This window comes from Roseibium sp. JB4-4 (assembly GCF_055693425.1).
Map to the genome: position 1 here is coordinate 2,210,075 of NZ_CM146333.1, position 22,031 is coordinate 2,232,105.

Annotated in this window: 20 protein-coding genes and 1 pseudogene; 11 read left to right on the top strand and 10 right to left on the bottom strand. The window is 55.4% G+C overall.

Translation table 11 applies throughout. The annotated features are described in order from the left end of the window. Positions 1 to 218 precede the first annotated feature (218 nt). From ACZ1HV_RS10170 to ftsH, 3 genes are all read left to right on the top strand, one after another. Positions 219 to 1,262, top strand: a complete 1,044-nt coding sequence (locus ACZ1HV_RS10170; protein ID WP_298820973.1) for a Fe(3+) ABC transporter substrate-binding protein — start codon at positions 219 to 221, stop codon at positions 1,260 to 1,262. 111 nt (positions 1,263 to 1,373) lie between these two features. Next, positions 1,374 to 3,062, top strand: coding sequence for an ABC transporter permease (locus tag ACZ1HV_RS10175; RefSeq protein ID WP_298960198.1), 1,689 nt, complete (start codon positions 1,374 to 1,376; stop codon positions 3,060 to 3,062). Positions 3,063 to 3,161: 99 nt separating this feature from the next. Further along, the gene (ftsH, locus tag ACZ1HV_RS10180) at positions 3,162 to 4,988 is read left to right on the top strand and encodes an ATP-dependent zinc metalloprotease FtsH (RefSeq protein WP_298960199.1); all 1,827 of its coding nucleotides are present in this window, start codon (positions 3,162 to 3,164) and stop codon (positions 4,986 to 4,988) included. Positions 4,989 to 5,178: 190 nt separating this feature from the next. Here ftsH and ACZ1HV_RS10185 read toward each other — a convergent pair whose 3' ends face one another. Together ACZ1HV_RS10185 and ACZ1HV_RS10190 are read right to left on the bottom strand one after the other, a co-directional pair. Then, positions 5,179 to 5,805 carry a CoA transferase subunit B gene (locus tag ACZ1HV_RS10185; protein WP_298820980.1) on the bottom strand — a complete coding sequence of 209 codons (627 nt, stop codon included), beginning with the start codon at positions 5,803 to 5,805 and terminating at the stop codon, positions 5,179 to 5,181. A gap of 12 nt (positions 5,806 to 5,817) precedes the next feature. After that, positions 5,818 to 6,513: a CoA transferase subunit A gene (locus ACZ1HV_RS10190; protein WP_298820982.1), complete on the bottom strand. Its 696-nt coding sequence runs from the start codon at positions 6,511 to 6,513 to the stop codon at positions 5,818 to 5,820. Between the two features lie 298 nt (positions 6,514 to 6,811). On the opposite strand from ACZ1HV_RS10190, the gene ACZ1HV_RS10195 reads away from it, so the two are divergent. Further along, positions 6,812 to 7,054 (top strand): DUF6460 domain-containing protein, encoded by a 243-nt coding sequence (locus ACZ1HV_RS10195; RefSeq protein ID WP_152503228.1) that lies wholly within the window; start codon positions 6,812 to 6,814, stop codon positions 7,052 to 7,054. Positions 7,055 to 7,064: 10 nt separating this feature from the next. On the opposite strand, the gene ACZ1HV_RS10200 is transcribed toward ACZ1HV_RS10195, so the two are convergent. The 5 genes from ACZ1HV_RS10200 to ACZ1HV_RS10220 form a co-directional block, all read right to left on the bottom strand. Continuing rightward, positions 7,065 to 7,889, bottom strand: a complete 825-nt coding sequence (locus ACZ1HV_RS10200) for an ABC transporter permease (RefSeq protein ID WP_298820986.1) — start codon at positions 7,887 to 7,889, stop codon at positions 7,065 to 7,067. Beyond that, positions 7,886 to 8,815, bottom strand: a complete 930-nt coding sequence (locus tag ACZ1HV_RS10205; protein WP_298820988.1) for an ABC transporter permease subunit — start codon at positions 8,813 to 8,815, stop codon at positions 7,886 to 7,888. The genes ACZ1HV_RS10200 and ACZ1HV_RS10205 overlap by 4 nt, the downstream gene beginning before the upstream one ends. Before the next feature lie 4 nt (positions 8,816 to 8,819). Beyond that, positions 8,820 to 9,938, bottom strand: a complete 1,119-nt coding sequence (locus ACZ1HV_RS10210; RefSeq protein ID WP_472718428.1) for an ABC transporter ATP-binding protein — start codon at positions 9,936 to 9,938, stop codon at positions 8,820 to 8,822. Between the two features lie 213 nt (positions 9,939 to 10,151). Continuing rightward, positions 10,152 to 11,246 (bottom strand): polyamine ABC transporter substrate-binding protein, encoded by a 1,095-nt coding sequence (locus tag ACZ1HV_RS10215; RefSeq protein ID WP_298820992.1) that lies wholly within the window; start codon positions 11,244 to 11,246, stop codon positions 10,152 to 10,154. A 148-nt stretch (positions 11,247 to 11,394) separates the two neighbouring features. Continuing rightward, positions 11,395 to 12,783 carry a glutamine synthetase family protein gene (locus tag ACZ1HV_RS10220; RefSeq protein WP_298984774.1) on the bottom strand — a complete coding sequence of 463 codons (1,389 nt, stop codon included), beginning with the start codon at positions 12,781 to 12,783 and terminating at the stop codon, positions 11,395 to 11,397. Between the two features lie 164 nt (positions 12,784 to 12,947). Here ACZ1HV_RS10220 and ACZ1HV_RS10225 point away from each other — a divergent pair, with 164 nt between their 5' ends. The 7 genes and pseudogenes from ACZ1HV_RS10225 to ACZ1HV_RS10255 all read left to right on the top strand — a co-directional run bounded on the left by ACZ1HV_RS10225 (position 12,948) and on the right by ACZ1HV_RS10255 (position 19,409). Then, the gene (locus tag ACZ1HV_RS10225) at positions 12,948 to 13,655 is read left to right on the top strand and encodes a GntR family transcriptional regulator (protein WP_472717999.1); all 708 of its coding nucleotides are present in this window, start codon (positions 12,948 to 12,950) and stop codon (positions 13,653 to 13,655) included. A 155-nt stretch (positions 13,656 to 13,810) separates the two neighbouring features. Further along, a pseudogene (locus tag ACZ1HV_RS10230) lies at positions 13,811 to 15,228 on the top strand (glutamine synthetase family protein). Between the two features lie 41 nt (positions 15,229 to 15,269). Then, positions 15,270 to 16,664 carry an aspartate aminotransferase family protein gene (locus tag ACZ1HV_RS10235; RefSeq protein WP_472718000.1) on the top strand — a complete coding sequence of 465 codons (1,395 nt, stop codon included), beginning with the start codon at positions 15,270 to 15,272 and terminating at the stop codon, positions 16,662 to 16,664. A gap of 175 nt (positions 16,665 to 16,839) precedes the next feature. After that, positions 16,840 to 17,232, top strand: a complete 393-nt coding sequence (locus tag ACZ1HV_RS10240) for a YciI family protein (RefSeq protein WP_298821000.1) — start codon at positions 16,840 to 16,842, stop codon at positions 17,230 to 17,232. Beyond that, positions 17,201 to 18,448 (top strand): RNA polymerase sigma factor, encoded by a 1,248-nt coding sequence (locus ACZ1HV_RS10245; RefSeq protein WP_472718001.1) that lies wholly within the window; start codon positions 17,201 to 17,203, stop codon positions 18,446 to 18,448. The genes ACZ1HV_RS10240 and ACZ1HV_RS10245 overlap by 32 nt, the downstream gene beginning before the upstream one ends. 112 nt (positions 18,449 to 18,560) lie before the next feature. Then, a complete protein-coding gene (locus ACZ1HV_RS10250) occupies positions 18,561 to 18,944 on the top strand; it encodes a VOC family protein (protein ID WP_472718002.1) in 384 nt (127 codons plus the stop codon). A gap of 57 nt (positions 18,945 to 19,001) precedes the next feature. Then, positions 19,002 to 19,409, top strand: a complete 408-nt coding sequence (locus ACZ1HV_RS10255) for an MAPEG family protein (protein ID WP_298821010.1) — start codon at positions 19,002 to 19,004, stop codon at positions 19,407 to 19,409. Positions 19,410 to 19,604: 195 nt separating this feature from the next. On the opposite strand, the gene ACZ1HV_RS10260 is transcribed toward ACZ1HV_RS10255, so the two are convergent. The 3 genes from ACZ1HV_RS10260 to ACZ1HV_RS10270 form a co-directional block, all read right to left on the bottom strand. Next, positions 19,605 to 20,486, bottom strand: coding sequence for an SDR family oxidoreductase (locus tag ACZ1HV_RS10260; protein WP_298960215.1), 882 nt, complete (start codon positions 20,484 to 20,486; stop codon positions 19,605 to 19,607). A 1-nt stretch (position 20,487) separates the two neighbouring features. After that, on the bottom strand, positions 20,488 to 21,090 hold the full coding sequence (locus tag ACZ1HV_RS10265; RefSeq protein WP_472718003.1) for a TetR/AcrR family transcriptional regulator: 603 nt from the start codon (positions 21,088 to 21,090) through the stop codon (positions 20,488 to 20,490). 379 nt (positions 21,091 to 21,469) lie between these two features. Further along, entirely contained in the window at positions 21,470 to 22,003 is a 534-nt protein-coding gene (locus ACZ1HV_RS10270) for a DUF934 domain-containing protein (RefSeq protein ID WP_298821016.1), read from the bottom strand. Positions 22,004 to 22,031 lie beyond the last annotated feature (28 nt).

Sequence of the window (22,031 nt, forward strand, 5' to 3'; positions counted from 1 at the left end):
ACCACTCGCATATAACAAAAGTCGAGTTTTAAACTCCTGTTTTTATTCCCGTTTTCGGCCGAATAGTGGAGACAAAAACTCCAGTTAGTTTTGAATCATTCTAAACTATTGATTTTACTGAACTTATTGACTTGAGTGCGGTATCGCGACATATTCCGGGCACTCGATGAGCACAACTTGTCGAAACGAAACAACCAACCAGAAACTGGGAGAGTTTCATGCGCTCCACTCTTCGCGCCCTTACAGGTGCGTTTGCGATGACCACAGCAACCTTCGCCGCAGCTCCGGCTTTTGCCGATGGTGAAGTGAATATCTATTCCTACCGCCAGCCGTTCCTGATCCAACCGCTGCTGGATGCATTTACAGCTGAGACCGGCGTCAAAACCAATGTGGTCTTTGCCTCCAAGGGTCTTGGTGAGCGCATGGCTGCCGAAGGTGCGAACTCACCGGCAGATGTTCTCCTGACGGTCGATATCGGTCGCCTGGACGGCGCCAAACAGCTCGGCGTCACTCAGCCAGTAGCTTCAGATGTGGTGAATGAAAATATTCCGGCCCAATACCGTGATCCGGAAGGTCACTGGATCGGCCTGACCAATCGTGCACGGATCATCTATGCGTCCAAGGATCGTGTCAGCCAGGACAGCATCACTTACGAAGAGCTCTCAGACCCGAAATGGAATGGCAAGCTCTGCACCCGTTCCGGTCAGCATGTCTACACCATCGGACTGATTGCATCGATGGTCGCACACCACGGCGAGGAAAAGACCGAAGAGTGGCTGGCAGGTGTACGCGATAACCTTGCGCGCAAGCCGGCCGGCAATGACCGCGCACAGGTGAAAGCAATCTTTGCTGGCGAGTGCGACATCTCCATCGGCAACACCTATTACATGGGCAAGATGGAAACCAACGACAAAGAGCCGGAGCAAAAGGAATGGGCGGAAAGCGTTCGCATTCTCTTCCCGAACTCCGCCGATCGCGGCAGCCATGTCAACCTCGCCGGTGTCGTTCTGGCAAAGCATGCCCCGAACAAGGACAACGCTGTCAAGCTGATTGAATTCCTGACGTCGGAAAATGCGCAGAAGATCTATGCTGAAACCAATTTCGAGTATCCGGTGACCCCGGGTGTCGAGGTTTCGGAGCGGGTCAAGAGCTGGGGTGAGCTGAAGCCGGATGCGCTCTCGCTCGACGATGTGGCCAAAAACCGCAAAACCGCCAGTGAACTCGTCGATAAAGTCGGTTTCGACGACGGTCCGGCGTCCTGAGCCTGTCGCATTGGCACCAACATCAAGCGCCGCCTTCCAGCGGCGCTTTTTGCTTTTTTGTCTTTTTGCCGCTAGAGCTTTTGCGAAGCATTATCAACTAGAAGATCCGCTTTGCTGCGCACGCCCACCCTCACCTTTGCAGACCGTTTCTGGCAAGTCGCTGCGCTGCTGATTGCATCTTTGGTGCTGTTGCCTCTCGGCGCCATTGTTGTCATCGCCTTCACGCCGGCAACAGAGGTCTGGGTTCACCTTTTGCGCACCGTTCTGCCGGGCGCGACGCAAACCACATTGCTTTTGATGCTCGGCGTCGGTCTGACCACCGGCGTTACCGGCGTCCTGACAGCATGGCTCGTCACGATGTGCAATTTTCCGGGACGCAGGATCCTGGATTGGGCACTTCTCGTACCGCTTGCCGTTCCTACCTATATTGTCGCCTTCGCTTATGTGGAAATTCTCGACTACACGGGGCCGGTACAAAGCCTGATCCGCGATATATTCGGGTTCAAAACCTCTAGAGACTACTGGTTTCCTGAAATCCGATCCCTTGGCGGTGCGATCTTCGTGATGGGTGCGGTCCTCTATCCTTATGTCTATCTCACCACCCGCGCGAGCTTTCTGATCCAGTCCGCATCCACATTGGATGTTTCGCGTACGCTTGGCGCCTCACCTTATGGTCTGTTCTTTCGCATAGCGCTGCCGCTGGCGCGCCCGGCCATAGCCATTGGCGTCTCACTGGCGCTTATGGAATGCTTGAACGACATAGGCGCGGTGACATTCTTTGGCGTCAAGACGCTGACTTTTTCAGTTTACGACACCTGGCTCAACAGATCGAGCCTGGGCGGCGCGGCCCAGCTCGCTTTGGCAATGCTGCTGATGGTGTTCCTGCTGTTGTGGCTGGAGCGCTTCGGCCGTCGCAAGCAGCGCTTTGACAGTGGCGGTGGTTCCAAACAGCGGCCTCCAACCCGCTTCGATCTGAATGGCTGGCAGGCGGCGCTTGCGCTTGTACTATGCCTGACACCGATCCTTGTCGGCTTCGTTGTACCGGGTCTTCTGCTTGCTGATCGCGCAAGCCGTCGTCTCGACGATCTCTTTTCCGATGGTTTTCTTCAAACCGTCTGGAACAGTTTCAGCCTTGCAGCCGTTGCTGCGCTGCTGACGGTGGTTATCTCTGTGTCTCTTGCCTATGCCCTGCGTCTCAACTCAAAAGGTCCGTTGAAGATGGCCGTTCGCCTGGCCTCAATCGGATATGCGATCCCCGGCACGGTGCTGGCGATCGGCATTCTCATTCCACTCGCAAATTTCGACAATTTTCTCGATGCGAGAATGGAAAGCTGGTTCAACATCAATACTGGTCTGTTGCTGCTCGGTAGCGGCACGGGCCTCGTCTATGCCTATGTGGTCCGGTTTCTGGCCGTCTCCTATGGGCAGGTGGAGGGTGGCTTCGGCAGGATCACCCCTCACCTAGACATGGCATCACGAACGCTTGGAAGAAATAGCGGCCAAACGCTGACCCAGGTGCACCTTCCGATCCTGAAGCCGGTGTTGCTGTCGGCAGCGCTCCTCAGTTTCGTTGATTGCATGAAGGAGCTTCCGGCAACAATTCTTCTGCGACCTTTCAATTTCGAAACACTGGCGACGACCGTGTTCGAAGCAGCTTCCCGAGAAGCATTTGAAGAAGCGGCTTTGCCTTCGCTTGCGATCGTGCTCGTCGGGTTGATCCCTGTAATTTACCTTGCACGTTCCAGCGCGTCATCATTCCGGACCAAACTGTCCACCCGCCAGATCGGTCCCGCAACCTGACAAATGCCTTCAGGCCCGGCGACGATGCGAGCTTGACAGCACGTGGTCGAGTCGTCCCAATGGCACCATTCTTTCTGCACATTCTCAGGACGTTCTTCCATGGAAAAGAAACACCAGATCAATCTTTGGTACGCCTTTGCGGCGATGATGCTGGTGCTCCTGTTTCAGAGCTGGTGGACCACATACAAGAATGTCGAACCCATTCCCTACAGCCAGTTCGAGCAGTATCTCAAAGACAAGAAGATCGAAGAGATCTCCGTCAAGGAAAACACGATCCAGGGCAAGTTCAAGGAGCCCCTGAAGGACGGAAGGCAGTATTTTGTCACCACCCGCGTCGACATCCCCCTCGCTGAAGAGCTGACAAAGTACGACGTCAAGTTCGAGGGGGTCGTCCAGAGCACATTCTTGAAGGACATCCTTTCGTGGGTTCTGCCTGTGTTGCTGCTTTTCGGGCTCTGGATGTTCTTCATCCGGCGGTTCGCGGAAAAACAGGGTATCGGCGGCATGATGACCGTCGGCAAATCCAAGGCCAAGGTTTATGTCGAAACAGATGTCAATGTGCGCTTCACCAATGTGGCCGGTGTCGACGAAGCCAAGCGGGAGCTGAAGGAAGTCGTCGACTTCCTGAAAGACCCGAAGGACTATGGCCGCCTGGGCGCACATGTTCCCAAGGGCATTCTGCTGGTTGGCCCTCCCGGAACCGGCAAGACCCTGCTTGCAAGAGCAGTTGCAGGCGAAGCCGGTGTGCCTTTCTTTTCTATTTCCGGCTCGGAATTTGTCGAAATGTTCGTCGGCGTCGGGGCAGCCCGCGTGCGCGATCTGTTTGAGCAAGCCCGCAAGGCTGCCCCTGCCATTATCTTCATTGACGAACTGGACGCCCTGGGGCGCGCGCGCTCCAGCGGCGCAATGGGTACAAACGATGAGAAGGAACAGACGCTCAACCAGCTCCTGACGGAGCTTGACGGCTTTGATCCTACCAGCGGCATCATTCTGCTGGCGGCGACCAACAGGCCCGAAATTCTGGATCCCGCGCTTTTGCGCGCAGGGCGTTTTGACAGGCAGGTTCTGGTTGACCGGCCGGACAAGCCCGGCCGCCGCGCAATTCTGGACGTTCATGTCAAGAAAATCGTTCTGGCCGAAGACACCGATCTCGATCAGATTGCCCAGCTCACCGCAGGTTTTTCAGGTGCGGATCTCGCCACCCTCGTCAACGAGGCCGCCTTGCTTGCAACGCGGCGCAAGGCTGATGCCGTTACACTCCAGGATTTCAATGAAGCCGTGGAACGTGTGGTCGCGGGCCTTGAGAAACGCAGCCGCATCCTTTCTGACAAGGAACGCAATACGGTCGCCTTTCACGAAATGGGTCATGCTCTGGTGGCTGCCAATCTTGAAGGATGCGATCCGGTTCACAAGATCTCAATCATTCCACGTGGCGTCGGTGCGTTGGGATACACGATGCAGCGACCGACCGAAGACCGGTTTCTTCTGTCGAGCCAGGATCTGGAACACCGGATGGCTGTGTTGATGGGCGGCAGAGCTGCAGAAGAGATCGTCTTTGGCGAGATATCTACCGGTGCTTCGGACGACCTCCAGAAGGTGACGGAAATCGCCCGCGACATGGTCATGCGCTACGGCATGGAGACCGACCTCGGCAACCGCGTCTATTCCGCGCAAAGGCAGAATTTCCTTGGACAACCAGCCGGAGATGTCGTTGAGGTTTCCAACGAAACACAGCGCGAGATCGACCTGGCAATCAAGACCCGCGTCGAAACGGCCTTTGGTCGCGCCAAGGAATTGCTCACCTCACACCGGACGGAACTTGATGAGGGTGCGAACCTGCTCCTCACCAAGGAAACTCTGACCGATCAGGATTTTCCGGCAATCCGCCCGATTGCCGAACGGCAGGACAGCACCGCAACTCAATGACAGTGTTGCAGTTGAAAAGGTGAAACGCGACCGCAAGTTCAGCCGGTCAGGCACGGCTGCCTTGAAAGCTGTGCCGGTGTTCAGGTGACCTGGTTTGATGCAGCCGCAAGGCGCACTCAAAAAAGCACCCGCAAATTGCGGGTGCCTTGTCATTTCATCGAGCATTTGAAAAGGGCTGGAATTGCAGCGGCTAAACCAGCGTTGCCAAGGTTTTCTTCTTGACCTCGTCGAGTGTCACGTCAGGTGCAAGCTCGACCACTTTCAGACCACCTTCCACGACATCGAAAACGCCGAGATTGGTGATGATCCTGTCGACGCAGTGCACCCCTGTAAGGGGCAGCGAGCACTCTTTCAAAAGCTTAGGATCGCCCGCTTTTGACGTATGGTCCATGATCACGACAACCCGTTTGACACCGGCAACCAGATCCATGGCACCGCCCATGCCCTTGACCATTTTGCCTGGGATCATCCAGTTGGCGAGGTCACCGGTTTCAGCCACTTCCATCGCTCCGAGGATCGACAGGTCAATGTGGCCACCGCGGATCATGCCAAAGCTGTCCGCAGAGGAAAAATAGCTGGTCTGCGGCAGTTCGGTAATGGTCTGCTTGCCGGCGTTGATCAGGTCGGCGTCAACTTCGTCTTCCGTAGGGAAAGGTCCCATGCCGAGCATGCCGTTTTCCGACTGCAGGGTCACATGAACACCTTCGGGAATGTAGTTCGAAACCAGCGTCGGAATGCCGATGCCAAGGTTTACGTAGAAACCGTCTTCAAGCTCTTGCGCAGCGCGCTGTGCCATATCATCACGTGTCCAGGCCATGATGTGTCTCCTTTAGGCTGCGCGCGTCGTGCGCTTTTCGATACGTTTTTCGTGGTTGCCCACAATGATGCGGTCAACAAAAATGCCCGCGGTGTGGATGTTGTCTGGGTCCAGTTCGCCTACTTCAACCAGTTCTTCCACTTCGACCACACACATCTTACCGGCTGTTGCCATCATCGGATTGAAGTTTCGGGCGGTCTTGCGGTAGGTGAGGTTGCCTTCCTTGTCGGCTTTCCATGCCTTCACAAGCGATACATCGGCGACAAGCCCTGTCTCCAGCACATAGGTTTCGCCGTTGAAATCCTTGAGTTCCTTGCCTTCGGCAATCAGCGTACCTACACCGGTTTTGGTATAGAAGCCCGGAATACCGGCACCACCAGCGCGAATGCGTTCAGCCAGCGTGCCCTGTGGGTTGAATTCCAGTTCCAGCTCACCGTTCAGATACTGTTTTTCGAAAGTTGCGTTTTCACCGACATAAGATGAAACCATCTTCTTGATCTGACGGGTTTGCAGCAGCAGACCCAGGCCAAAATCGTCGACACCGGCATTGTTGGAGATCGCGGTGATGTCTTTTGCACCGGAGTCCCGTAGTGCCACAATCAAGTTTTCCGGAATGCCGCACAGACCGAACCCACCGGCCATCACAGTCATGCCGTCAAAGGTCTGGCCTTCAAGCGCTGCCTTTGCGTCCGGATAAATTTTGTTCATCTTTCACTCCCAATAAAGACCGCAGGTGCGTGAGCGGCACATTCGCTGCTTGGTTCTCCGTGGTCAAGATGTCTTTGCCGCATTGCAGCGAAAAACATGAATGCACTGTCACTTAATCGATTTGGCCGTTTACCAAGCCTGCAATCGAGCGGTTTGCGGCATGTCTTCCCGATTTTCTGCCAAGTTGTTTATGGTATGTAAATTGTTAAAGCAAAGAATTCCGAAGTGCCGATGCATGGGGCTGGGGTGGTTTCCTGCACAGCGCCAACAAAACCTGCTCTGAAAGAAAACGATAGCTGTGTATCAGTTCCTGTCGACAGTCTTCAAAATCGCTGTCATTTCCCTGCTCGTCGGGGCGGGACTGTCGTTTGTCAATATTACGGCCGTGGACATTCTGGGTTCTGTCGGCCTCAGCCCGATGCAGCTCTGGATCTATCTGTTGGAATTCTGGGACTGGGCCGTCCCGAATATGATCCTCGGAGCTTTCATCGTGGTGCCGGTCTGGCTGGTAATCTATCTGTTCAAGCCCCCCAGGGCCTGAACAGCAAAGATCAGCCATCCGCTCCGAAAGCTGCACGCTCGTCACGTTCGCGCTGCACCTGCTGGCGTTTTGTGACAATTGACGCGGCGATCACGCCGATGGTGACCACACCGACAAGCAATGTGCAGACGGCGTTGATCTCAGGCGTCACACCCAGGCGAACCTGAGAATAGATTTTCATCGGCAATGTGGTCGCGCCTGGCCCTGTGGTGAAACTGGCGATGACAAGATCATCCAACGACAGCGTGAAGGCCAGCATCCAACCGGCGATAACGCCCGGCAGGATGATCGGCAGTGTAATCAGGAAAAAGGTTTTGACGGGCGGGCACCCAAGGTCTTCGGCTGCTTCTTCCATGGACTTGTCAAAACCAACCAGGCGCGACTGGACGACCACTGCGACATAACACATGGCAAAGGTCGTATGCGCCAGCATCACGGTCCAGAAGCCGCGGGCCTGATCCATCGATACAAACAGCAGCAACAGGGAAAGCCCCAGAATGACTTCCGGCATCACCAGAGGTGCGAAAATCATCCCGGAGAACAGCGACCGTCCGACAAAACGACCCGAGCGCACAAGCACCAGCGCAGCCAAGGTTCCCAGAACCGTTGCAATGCAAGCCGACGTGAATGCAACACGCAGTGTCACCCAAGCCGCATCAAGCAGTTGGTCGTTTTCCAGAAGTGAAGCATACCATCGCGTTGAAAAACCGCCCCAGACAGTAACCAGTCGGCTGTCATTAAAAGAGTAGATCACCAGGAGCACAATCGGCAGGTAGAGGAAGGAAAACCCGACGACCAAAGACGTGACGTTGAACCAGGTCGGACCGCGCGTCATCCTTCTTTCTCCGACATTTTTTGCTGCTGGTTCTGGAATAGAACGATCGGGATCACCAGGATCAACAACAAGATTACGGCCACCGCTGAGGAAACCGGCCAATCCCGATTGTTGAAAAACTCAACCCAGAGCGTCTTGCCGATCATTAGCGTGTTGGAGCCCCCGAGAAGATCCGGGATAACAAACTCGCCGACTGCTGGAATGAACACCAGAAAGCATCCTGCGATGATACCCGGCAGCGAAAGCGGCACCGTTATCTTCCAAAATGCCTTCCAGGGCGGACAGCCGAGGTCCTCAGCCGCTTCGAGTAGGCTGCCGTCCAAACGTTCAAGGCTGGCATAAAGCGGCAGCACCAGGAACGGCAGGTAGGAATACACAATGCCAATATAGACGGCGATGTTGGTGTTGAGGATCACCAGAGGCTCATCGATCAGCCCGAGCGACAGCAGCAGCTGATTGAGCAAACCTTCATTCTTCAAAATGCCGATCCAGGCGTAGACACGGATGAGGAAACTCGTCCAGAACGGCAGAATGACCAGCATGAGCAGCGTCGGGCGCAAAGCCTGAGGCGCACGCGCCATGGCATAGGCTATCGGGTAGCCAATCAGAAGTGTCAGAAAGGTCGAAACGGCGGCGATGGTTACGGAGGAAAGATAGGACCTCCAGTACAGCGCATCCTCAGTGAGCCAGACATAGTTTTCCAGAGACAGTTCGCTCAATCCGTCCGCGAATGCCTGCCAGCCTTCAGAAAGGTCAAAGGTCGGAACGTAAGGAGGGATGGCAATCGCCACTTGCGACAGGGAGATCTTGAAGACGATCAGGAACGGCGCAAGGAAAAAGATCAGCAACCATATGTAAGGCATGGCTATCAGTAGCCAGCCTCCCAAACCCCGCCTGACCGGGGGCGCGACGTGTTCTTCCGCCATCCCCCTACCCTCTCAATATGACACCGGCGTCCCTGTCGAACGTCAGCACCACGTTGTCGTCCCAGGTGATCGGTTTTTCCACGATGCGTGAGACATTTGCGAAAGTTGATCGAAGCGTGTCGTGATCGTCTTCACCAACCTTGGCATGAATGATGGATACATCTCCCAGATAGGCGATGTCCCAAACCACACCACCGATATGATTGACGACGCCGGGTTCGACGTTCCCTTCAGCAATGCGGACCTTTTCCGGACGGATGGCATACCAGACGGTTTCACCGACACTCGCGTCCGTCGCCTGATCGCATTCCAAGGCAAAGCCGTCGACAACCGATGTCATCCGGGTGAGCGCGTCGGTCTTCTCCGTCACCTTGGCCTCGATCAGGTTCACATCACCGATGAAGTCGGCCACGAATTTGCTATTCGGCGCTTCATAGATTTCGGCAGGCGTTGCGACCTGGACCAATTCGCCCTTGTCCATCACCGCGATCCGGTCAGCAACGGTCATGGCTTCTTCCTGATCGTGGGTAACGATCAGAAAGGTCATTTTCAGTTCTTCCTGCAGGTTCATCAGTTCGAACTGCGTTTCTTCACGCAGCTTGCGGTCAAGCGCACCGAGAGGCTCGTCGAGCAGCAGGACTTTCGGTCGTTTCGCCAAGGATCTGGCCAACGCCACCCTTTGGCGCTGGCCGCCGGAAAGTTGATGCGGCTTGCGCTTGGCAAATTGCTCCAGCTTGGTCAGCTGCAGCATCTCTGCGACCCGAGCCTCGACTTCCGAGGTGGGCATCTTGTCCTGCTTCAAACCGAAGGCGATATTCTTTTCCACGCTCATGTGCGGGAAAAGCGCGTAGGACTGGAACATCATGTTAGAGGGACGACGATAGGGTGGAATGCCAGCAAGATCCTGTCCATCGAGAAAAATCTGACCGGACGTCGGAGTTTCAAATCCTGCAAGCATGCGCATCAGGGTTGTCTTGCCACATCCAGAACCGCCCAGCAGTGCGAAAAACTCTTTCTCGTAGATCTTCAGGGAGAGGTTCTTCACCGCAGTGAAGTCACCGAATTTCTTGGTAACATTGCGAAATTCGATGAAGGGAGGATGATCAGGGTTTTCCCAGGGCATGAACTCCCTGCGTACCGGCCCTACTGATTTTTTTGCCACAATATCCCCCACCGGGTGATCGATCAGCCTTCCAACGAGTCCCGATAAACGCTCAGGGCCGATCTATGCAAAATGTCCAGAGCGGTGCATCCGGTTCTTCCGGAAAACGAAAAACCCCTCAGGACACCAAACCAAAAACCGCCAGGTCTTTCCAGAACCCGGCGGCTTTTTCAGTTACTGACCGCTTTTCACGCCGGTCCAGGTCCGCGTGACGATCCTTTGTATCTTCGGCGGATAGGGCGTCGTGGTGAAGAGGTTTTTAACCGTTTCTTCGTCCGGGTAGATCGCCGCGTCGCCGATAACGTCTTCGTTCAGAAACTCCTGGGAGGCCTTGTTGCCATTGGCGTAATAGACAACGTTGGACGCCTTGGCCATGACGTCCGGGCGCATGATGAAGTCCAGGAATTCATGCGCTTCTGCCTTGTTGGGTGCATCCGCAGGGATTGCCATCTGATCGAACCACATCTGTGCGCCCTCCTTCGGAATGGCGTATTCAACCGTGACGCCATTTCCGGCTTCGGTTGCGCGGTCCCGGGCCTGCAGCACATCGCCGGACCAGCCGATCGCCACGCAGATATCGCCATTGGCAAGCGCATTGATGTATTCGGACGAATGAAACTTCTGAATAGACGGGCGGATCGTTTTCAGAAGCTCGCCTGCCTTTTCGATATCGCCCTGGTCCTTGCTGTCCGGATCGAGGCCCAGATAGTTGAGTGCGGCCGGAATCATTTCCGCCGGCGCATCCAGCATGTAAACGCCGCAGCTCTTGAGTTTCTCGATGTTTTCCGGCTTGAAGATGAGGTCCCAGCTGTCCACCGGCGCATCCTCACCGAGGGCCGCCTTTACCTTGTCGACATTATAGCCGATGCCAGTTGAGCCCCACATGTAGTTGATCGAGTAGGCATTGCCCGGGTCGTATTTTTGGACTCGCTCCTCAATATCCTTCCACATGTTGGAAAGGTTGGACAGCTTGTCCTTTTCAAGTTCGGAAAAGACACCGGCCTGAATCTGACGCGCCAGGAAAGTCCCCGTCGGGACCACAACATCATATCCCGTACCGCCTGCCAGCAGTTTGGTCTCCAGAACCTCATTGCTGTCAAAGACATCATAAACGACCTTGATGCCGGTTTCCTTGGTGAAATCCTCAAGGACCGACTCATCGATATAGTCTGACCAGTTGTAGACATTCACAGTCCGGTCCTGAGCCAGTGCAGCGCCGCTCATCAGGCTGAGAACAGCAACACCGGTTAACATGGTTCTTAACGTCATCTGAAAACTCCCCTCAGAGTTTGTGTTGACCCTGTCCGGGCCTAGTCTCTGATTAAAAACGGACATTCGCGCTTGGTGCGTCTTGTCTGTCCCGCAGATTGGCGATGGCACCGGATTTTGTCCAGCGCCGATTTTGTGCAGCGTCAGCTCACAAATAAGTCTGACGCTCCAACGACGAGATCTCCCGCCCGAATTCGTTCAGTTCCTCTCTTTTGATCTCCGTCAGCACCTTGTGCATTTCCTTGCCGACAGCTTTTTTCATGAGCTTGGACGCTTCAAAGGCATCGATGGCTTCATCCATCCACGGCGTCAGCCGTTTCTTCCGTTTTTCATAGGCATTGCCGGTGACTGGCGCCGGCGGGTCCTTTTGCAGGGTCAGCCCTTCCATCATCCCGGCGAGAATGCCTGTCAGAACAAGATACGGATTGGCGTCTGCGCCGGCGATCCGGTGTTCCACGCGCGCGGCTTCAGGACTGGAAGCTGGAACACGCAAGGCAACCGAGCGGTTGTCATACCCCCAGCAGATCGACGCCGGTGCGTAAGATCCCGGCTGCATGCGCCGGAAGCCGTTAAAGGTCGAGATGAACAGAAGCAGTGACTCAGGCATGGTTTTCAGCAACCCGTTGATGGCATGTCCAAGTCGCTCGCCTCCCATTTCCGGATCGGCAAACAGGTTGCCCTTCTCGTTCTCCATGGAGACGTGCACATGCATCCCGTTGCCCGGCCATTCCACAAAGGGCTTGGCCATGAACGAGGCCTTGAGTTCATGTTTTCTGGCGACACCGGCCACCAGACGGCGCAGCAGAACAACGTCATCAGCTGCAAGCAAGGGATCGCGGCGATGGTGCAAGTTCAACTCAAACTGCCCAGGCGCAGCTTCAGAAACCGCTGCATCTGCCGGTATGCCTTGCGCCTCACAGGCCCTGCGCAGATCATCGACGACCGGCAGCAGTGCCTCAAGATCAGACAGAGCGTACATGTTCTGGCGCGCCGGGCCGAGATGCGTTGAAAACAACGGTTTGGGCTGCTCTGTCCAATCACCGTCGCTTTCCTGGAAAAGATAGAATTCCAGCTCGAAGGCACAGGTTGCCGAAACGCCGTATTCTGTTTTCAGGCGCGCGACCATGTTCTCCAGAACATGGCGAGGGTCTGCGAGAAATGGTTCGCCGTCGCGGTCATACATCGACAGCAGAACCTGCGCCGTTTTACGGTCCGCCCAGGGAACAAGCTTTAACGTTTCGGGGATGGGCCAACAGACGCCATCCTTGTCACCGGTTTCCAGATGCATGCCGGTGGCTTCAACTTCGCGGCCCCAGACGTCAAGACCAAACAGCGAATAGGGGAAGGCAACGCCGCCTTCGAACACTTTCGGCAGGGCTTTGCCTGGCAGCCACTTGCCACGCAAGACACCGTTGGTATCGGGGAGGATGACTTCAAGCGTATCCAGGTCCGGGTGGGCAGCAAGGAAGGCTTCAAATCCGGCCTTCCATCCATGCTCTGCAGGATGTTCCAGGATCTGATGGGGAAGCTCGTTCATTGAGTGCTCCGTTACGCCCCTTGCGTTGTCACCGCGGTGTCACTCCGAGACATGACCATGCCGACAGCTTTTGTTTGCGTCCTTTTCAAAAATGTGATCACTTTCGGAAAACCCTGTCAAGGCAGATCGCACATTGAGCACATTTTGGCGATTGGAGACCATCCTTGTCCGTCCGGCAAACCGCATTGTCTTCCGGCATTGAGAAGAGGGACGGAAATCCCGTTCCAAGCAAACGGGGCGCCACGCGTGAACAGGTCGATCACTCGGTGCGCAACGGTCTTTTGACCGGGCGTTTCATTCCTGGAAAGGCTGTAACAATTCGTGGGCTCGCCGCCGAGCTTGGTGTCAGTCCGATGCCTGTGCGCGAAGTCCTGCAAAGACTTGCTGCGGAAAATGCTCTGGAAGTCAAACCCAATGGCCGGGTGCAGGTTCCCGACATGACGCCGGAGCGTTTCGAAGAGCTTTTGAAAGCACGCTTGTTGCTCGAACCGGAACTGGCAGAGCTTGCATTGCCTCATCTCAGAACGCTGGACGTCAACGCTTTGATCTCAATCGATGATGAGATTGACCGCCATCTGACCGGCGGCGACGCCGAGGCTTACATGAGGCTCAACCATGCCTTTCATTTCCGGATCTACAGGGCATCGCTGTCAAAGGTACTCTTGCCTCTGATCGACAGTCTCTGGTTGCAATTCGCACCGTTCATGCGCACGGTCTACGGACGCGTGGGCACGGCGAACCTGGAAGATCGGCACAAGGAGGCCATTCGCGCGATTGAACAGAAGAGCGGCCCTGCCTTGCGGGCGGCAGTAACGGCTGACATCAGTGACGGCATGGGTTTGCTGGGCAAGGCAATCCTCACTGACACATGAGCCTGTTGATCCTTCAGTCAGGCCATGTCATTTTGTGATCACAAATTAGACGTTCGCACAGACGGCAGCATTTTCGAAACGTGATTTCGGCGACCGGCTCCAGGCCGGTCAACCAGGTCACCCCACTCAGTCTGCCGCGAAACCGCACGAGACCAATGGAGCTTCACGTGAGCGCAGACAACCCCGGCAACCAATCCGCCAATCCCGTGGACAGCCTTCGGGGTGTCCCGGATGTCGATGCAGCGCGCGACTGGCTGCATGCCCGCAACATTCAGGATATCGAGTGTGTGGTTCCCGACATTGCCGGTGTGGCACGTGGCAAGATGATGCCGACCGAGAAGTTTTTCTCAGGGTCGGTCATGACCATGCCTGCCTCGATCTTTGCGCAAACCATTTCTGGCGACTACCCGGAAGACGACGACAGGTTTCAACATAACCCGACCGACGGTGATCTCTACTTCCGTCCTGACTACAGCACATTGACCACGGTCCCCTGGGAATCCGACCCGACCGCGCAGCTCATCCACGACGCCTATACGCGTGACGGGGCGCCGGTTGAAACCGCGCCACGCAACGTCTTGAAACGCATCCTCAAGCTTTATAACGACAAAGGCTGGGACCCTGTTATCGCACCAGAAATCGAATTCTACCTGGTGCGCCCGAACACCGACCCGGACTACCCCTTGAGCCGCCGCGTGGGCGGTCAGGCCGACCAGAGGTGGGACGCCAATCCTATTCCATTTCCGCCCTGAATGAGTTCGACGATCTGATCGACGACATTTACGACCTTTCGGAAAAGCAGGGCCTTGAGATCGACACGCTGATCCACGAGGAAGGCGCAGCGCAGATGGAAATCAACCTGCGCCACGGCCATCCGCTCGTGCTGGCCGATCAGGTATTTCTATTCAAACGCACCATCCGAGAAGCTGCGCTGCGGCATGACATGTATGCCACATTCATGTCCAAACCGATGTCAAACCAGCCCGGATCGGCGATGCATATTCACCAGTCTGTGCTCGACAGTCAGACCGGCCAGAACATCTTTGCCGGAGAAAACGGCGAAGAGACGCCTGCTTTCCTGTCTTTCATTGCAGGTCATCAGAAATACCTGCCCAAGGTGGCCTGCATCATGGCACCATTCGTGAACTCCTATCGACGGTTTTCCAAAACTTCGACTTCTCCGGTCAATGTCTATTGGGGATACGACAACCGCACCGTCGGACTGCGGGTGCCCTATTCGAGCGCTGATGCAAGGCGGCTCGAAAACCGGATCCCCGGCTCTGATGCGAACCCTTATCTTTCCATCGCTGCAAGCCTTGCCTGCGGCTATCTCGGCATCATCAACGAATTGAAGCCTGACGCCCCCAAATCGGACGATTGCTCCGAGCGGGCAAAATCCCTGCCGCGCGGCTTGCCGGAAGCCGTGGCCAGTTTTGAAAAGTCCGAGGAGATGGTCGAAGTCTTTGGCGAACAATTCGTCGCCACCTACCGGGCGATCAAATACGAGGAATTCGAAACCTTCATGTCAGTGATCAGTGCCTGGGAGCGGGAATACCTCCTGCTCAATGTCTGACCCCTCGACCCCGCTATTTTCCTTCCATCGGAGTTCACGCCATGACGGCCCATTCCAACATCTATCCGACCAAGGCCCTGCAGGAACTCGATGCCGCCCATCACTGGCATCCCTTTTCGGATATGAAGAGCCTCAACGAAGAAGGCAGCCGTATCATCACGCATGCCGACGGCGTGTGGCTGACGGATTCAGACGGCAAGAAAATCCTCGACGGAATGGCCGGTCTCTGGTGCGTGCAAGTTGGCCACGGACGGCGTGAAATCGCCGATGCTGTCTTTAAGCAGATGAACGAACTTGCCTATTACAACACATTCTTCAAGACCACCCATCCTCCCGCTATCGCCCTCTCGGAAAAGCTGGCGAAGCTCGCACCCGATCATATCAACACGGTGTTTTACTGTTCCTCCGGTTCAGAGGCGAACGACACGGTCTTTCGTATGGTGCGAACCTATTGGGACATGAAGGGAAAGCCGGACAAGAAGGTGATCATAGGCCGCTGGAACGGCTATCACGGTTCAACGCTCGCCGGGACCAGCCTTGGCGGGATGAAGGCCATGCACAAGCAGGGTGACCTGCCGGTTCAAGGTGTTCATCATATCGACCAGCCCTATTGGTTTGGTGAAGGCTACGACATGAGCCCGGACGAATTCGGCATTGCCGCGGCCCGCAAACTGGAGCAGGCGATTGACGAAATCGGCGAAGACAAGGTGGCCGCATTCATCGCTGAGCCGATCCAGGGGGCCGGTGGCGTCATCATTCCACCGGAGACCTATTGGCCCGAAGTCCGCAGGATTCTTGCAGATCGAGACATTCTTTTTGTATCCGACGAGGTCATCTGCGGCTTCGGTCGCCTCGGTGATTGGTTCGGATCATCCTACTACGGCATGGAACCCGACTTGATGCCGATCGCCAAAGGCCTGACTTCAGGCTATTTGCCAATGGGCGGTGTCCTGGTGTCTGATCGCGTGGCGGAAGGCCTGATGAACGCAGGCGAAGACTTCAACCACGGCTATACCTATTCCGGTCATCCGGTTTGCGCAGCGGCTGCGCTCGCCAACCTTGAGATCATCGAACGCGAAGGCCTCGTTGACAGGGTCAAAAACGATATTGGCCCCTATCTGCAGGAACGCTGGCGAAATCTGGGTGACCACCCTCTGGTCGGTGAAGCCCGCATGACCGGGCTCATGGGAGCTCTGGAGCTTGTTCCCAACAAGAGCGACCCTCACAGACCGTTCAAGGATGTCGGAACCGTTGGCACGATTTGCCGCGACGCCTCGTTCCAGAACGGTATGGTCATGCGGGCTGTCCGGGACAGCATGATCATCTCGCCACCTCTGGTGCTTAGCCACGAAGAAGCCGATTTTCTGGTTGAAACCGCCTGGAAGACACTTGATGACACCCATCAGGTCCTGAAGCGTGACGGTTGGCTGGGATAAGGGATAGTGCTTCTTAGAGATTTGCGAGAACCACAGCTCATGCGGTGTCGATCGAGAGATTGAGACAACAACCGCAACAAACCACAATTCCGGAGATTTTCTTGTCTCGGCCTGTCGGGTAAGCTGGGGAGAAAACGTCCCTTGATCGAACCTAGGGAACCGGAGGAACTCAGCAATGCTCTTTTCCGTTTTGATTTACGGCAGTGAAGATTTCTACGACGCTCTTTCACCGGAGGAGCATCAGGAAATCCTGAAGAAGCATGGAGCGTTTCACGAACGCACAAAGTCCGACCGGAGTTTTGCCGCTGCGACCAAACTGATGTCGACAGGAACGGCCGTCACCGTCAACAGGGAAAGCAACGACTTTATCGTCACTGATGGGCCTTTTGCGGAAACCAAAGAACAGTTCATGGGTTTTTACCTGATCGACACGGCCACCCTGGAAGACGCAATCGAGGCCGTGAAAGAACTGCCTTTTGAAAACGGCCGCGTCGAGATCCGGCCCGTAGCTTATTTCGAGGGGGCAGACTTCCAGAATGCCGAGCGCCTGGTTATCGACGCATCTTAGAGCAGCTCGTCCGCGCGTTCTGGCTGCGCTTAACCGGGCATTTGGCGATATCGATCTTGCAGAGGATGCTTTCCAGGAAGCGTCTCTCAAGGCGGTTCGTACCTGGCAACCAGAAGACCTGCCAAAAGATCCTGTTGCCTGGCTTATCGTCACCGGCCGCAATTCAGCTATAGACGCACTGCGCAAGCGGAGAAGGGAAACACTGTCCGCCCCGGAAGACCTGGAGCAGGCACATGAAGAAACCAATCCGGAAGAAGACCTGACGGATGCGCTCGATCGTTCTGTCTACCGCGATGATATCCTGCGGCTCCTCTTTACCTGTTGTCACCCGGTTCTGCGCCGCGACCAGCAGATTGCCCTTGCGCTCAAGGTTGTCGCCGGCCTGACGGTAGAAGAAATTGCCCGTGCCTTTCTGGTTCAACCAAAGACCATGGAACAAAGGATCACACGTGCAAAAAAGCGGCTTCATGCTGCCAAACTTTCCTATGAAGAACCTGATGCGGCTGAGCGGGCCGAGCGACTAAGCACAGTCGCCAATGCGATCTATCTTGTGTTCAACGAAGGGTATTCCGCCTCTCAGGGGATTGCCCTTATCAAGGAACCGCTGTGTGAAGAGGCCATCCGTCTTGCCCGGCTGCTGGTACGCCTCTTTCCCGAAATACCGGAATTGCGCGGTCTTTTGGCACTCTGCCTCATCCAGCATTCCAGACGATTTGCAAGGCTGACTGCAGACGGTCAGGCCGTGACGCTGGAGATGCAGGACCGGTCCTTGTGGGACAGGAAACTGGTCGCCGAAGGAACTGTGCTTCTCGAGGCAGCTTTGCGCAACGCGAGACCCGGTCACCTTCAGATCGAAGCAGCCATTGCGGCCACGCACGCGCGCGCAGCTTGTTATGACCAGACCGACTGGCAAGAAATCGAACGACTCTATCGTGCGCTTCAGCACATTCGTCCCTCACCTGTAGTCGCGCTCAACCACACCGTTGTACTTGCCAAACTTCACGGGCCGAAATTCGCGCTTGAGCGACTGGACCGTTTGCAGACGTCTCTTGAAAGATATGCCGGCTTTTTCGCAGTCAAAGGCTCGCTGCTGATGGACCTTGACCGCACACAAGACGCTTATGACGCCTTGAAGCGCGCCTTTGATCTGGCCGGTACGGATGCTGAACGACTGCACATAGAACAGAAGCTGCACAAGCTTTCCAAAGACACCTGACTCCGATCATTTTTTTCAAAAATAACGTCACCCTGTCGGAAATGCCGATCCTCACTCGTTCTTAGAACACCTGGCCTTTTCAGGTGGACTTCAAACGACGAGGACAAGAGACATGAGCAATCCGATGCAAACACATGGTGCCTTCAGCTGGATGGAACTGCACAGCGGCGATGGTTCAAAAGCCAAGGCATTTTACACAAGCCTTTTGGGCTGGGGCACGGAAGAGATGGAAATGCCCGGCATGACCTACACAGTGATCGCCAATGGCGAAGAGAAGATTGGCGGATTTCCACCCGAACAGTCCGACACCTCCCGCTGGCTGCCTTATGTCACGGTCGATGACGTCGATGCACGCATTGAAAAGGCCAAGTCACTCGGTGCAACGATTGCCAGCGAACCAATGAGCGTGCCAGGGGTCGGACGGATGGCAACACTTGTTGATCCGGTCGGCTGTGTGATCGCCCTGATCACCTACGAAGCGCCTTCGGCGGAATAAGCGTACCGGTGGGCCGACTTCACAGGTCGTCCACCCTACTCCCGAAGGAGTTTTGACATGAATATTGTTTCCACATTTCCAGTAACGCTTGTGTTCATAGCCTTGCTGGCTCTGGTACAGATTCCCATGACGGTTGCCGTTGGTCTTCGACGCCTGAAAACGGAAACGCATTTTCTGGATGGCGGCGATGAAATGCTGCTCAAGCGCATGCGCGCACACGGGAATTTCACCGAAACCGTTCCAATCGTGCTGCTTGCAATGGCTGCCGCCGAATATTCCGGAGCTCCGGTCGCACTTTTATGGGCCGGCGGATGTTCCCTTCTGCTAGGCAGGCTCGTTCACTATGGCACCTTGGTGAATTCCGGTATTGGCAACGGCAGAGCCATTGGCATGTTGCTGACGCTTACACCGATGCTCGTTTTCCCGGGTTTCGTTCTGTGGACACTTACAAGCACCAGCCATTGAACCGACCCGGTACAGATTGCAGATTGCCCCACACCTTGCGCTCCATTTCAGGGTTCAAAACCCCTGATCATGACAAGCGCCGCGAGAGAGAGATCTCTTGCGGCGCTTGAAGGTTATCTGCGGACCCTGTGGTTCATGCCTCTATGCGGGTCAACAAACTGACTTGAGGTTTCAGGAAAATCAATCTCGACACGCTTATTGTGCCGCCCCGGTATAAACCGGCTTCAGGCTTTTCACGAGCTCCGCCTGGATGGGAGCGACGGCATCATTGAGAGCCGCAACGCCCATGTCGTGACCAACCTGCGTGCGGATAGGGCGTGCGCCGTCCATGTCCGCCAGCTCAACAATCTTCATTGCGACATTGTTGGCATCCGTGCTCGCATCTCGTTGATCAAACATGCCTTGAAACATGCCGAGCAACCGGTCCCGACCATTTGAGAGATCACCATATTCTCCCACCGTGCCTGTATCTCCCGGCGCAGGTGCTGTTGTTACCAGGTCAGTGCCGTGACCACTTGGTTCTACAAGAACCGATTCAATGCCGAACGGCTCGAGCTCGTAGTGTAAAGCCTCACAATAAGCTTCCATCGCCCACTTGCTGGAACAGTAGAGACCGAAATATGGCATCCCGAACCGTCCGGCTACCGAACTGAGGCTGACGACGAGCCCGGTTTTGCGCTTCCGCATATGCGGAAGTACAGCTTTCGTTGTCCGCATGACGCCATAGACGTTCACGTCGAACAGATCCTCTGCCTGTTTCATGGTGAAGCCCTCGGTCAAACCGACGGGCATCACGCCGGCATTATTCACCAGGACATCAATCGCGCGATCCTTTTCAATGCTGTCGATCGCTCTCTCGACACTTGTCGCATCGGTTACATCAAGGTCTATGGGGACAATCGTTCCGGAAACGCCTTGGGCATATGCCGTGAGATCGGCGGCTGCTCCCTTGTTTCGCGTTGTCAGTCCCCGCATGCCTGCATAGACCACGTGCCCACGGTCCGCAAAACGCTCGGCGGTCAAAAGGCCAATCCCTCGGCTGGCGCCGGTAATCAAAACGGTTTTCGGAGCTGCCATATCAAATTCCTTCATCCTTGAAGATTGTGCGCATGAAAAGCGCCAGGGGTTCGTCGTCGCGGCACGCCTTCATTCTGGTCAGCGCGCCACTCCACGAATTCATGAGCCAGTCTGCGGCCTCATGGGCCGAGAGATGGCCAAGTCCGACGTCGGATGTGTCCATTTCTTTCAGGCAAGCCGTCAACTCGCGAACCATTGCCTGCCAATGCGTGTCCAGCTCAGCCTGAAATTCTGGTTTTTCGTCCGCAAGCTCCGTCGACAGGTTGCACATCAGACAACCCTGCGCGAAGGAACGATCCTTCATGCCTTGACGGGCTCCTTCAAAAAAGGATTTCAGGCGCTTGAGAGGTGGTATCGAAACGTCAGAGAGAATGCTCTGTGCGGTTGCCACTTCCTGGGCGTTGTAGTGACGGGCAACCGCGATGCCGAAGGCTTCCTTGGTGTCGAAGTAATGGTAAAAAGACCCCTTGGGAACGCCACATGCCCTCAAGACATCGTTGATACCAACGCTGGCGAAACTGTTTTCCCGGATCAGATTCAGACCGGTGTCCAGCAACCTGTTTCTGGCTGTTTCGTACGCGGCTTCGTTTCGTGTTCGTGCCATTTGTCAGACTTTTCTGAAAATACGGATGCGCCAATGGGGCGCTTCTGCAAGAGGACAGTGTCGATAACTCAATTAATAATAGACTGGTCTATTTATTGTCAATCAATGACGATTTCACACTCGCGTTATCACATGAATGAATGAAGCCGTTTCTTGAAAATCTCTTTTTTGACAAGACCTTGCGCCTTGCCCGCGAAAAATTCTCACGAGGCGCTGTATTGCGCTTGCCGTAATGAAGCGGAACAAAGAAGACCCGGTTACAGCCTCCTGTAACCGGGTCGAACAATTTCTCAGTCTGAAGGCGTGCGAGAACGCGATGCACGCCTATTGCAGATATCTTGCCCCGATCTTTTGGCAAATACCGGGAAAGTGCGCCTGACTACTCGGCGGCGACGGCAACATCGCGGAAGGACCGGCGTGCCCAGGGCCGGGTACCGACCGGAATTTCTTCCACTGTGCCGACCGGCTGCAGGTATTTTGTGACTTCCGGCCATTCACCGGCTTTCAAAGCTTTCAAGACTTCAGGCTTTGAGATCTCGAACGAAGACACGCCGCACCGTCGGGCCAGCGGAACCTGGTCGAGAATGTATTTGCCAACAGCTCGAATGTCGCCGTGATAGCCCAGTTGCTCCCGCAAAACGCGTGCGGCTGAGAAGCCCCGGCCATCGGCGAAACTTGGAAAATCGACCGCGACAAATGCCAACCGGTCGAGATACGGCTGCAGGGGTTCGACGTCATCGCCAGCTTCCACCAGGACGGCTGTCTTTGCCGAGCGGTTCAAAAACCTGTCTGCGTCATCGATGAACAGCGAAAGCGGAACAACCGCATCGCCTTCAAACGTTTCACCTGTCTCCGCGTCAACGCGATTCCAGGTTTCTTCGACAAACTCGCCGTCCTTGTAGATCGTAGCCATGTTTTGCGTCCTCAAATTCGTATTCCCG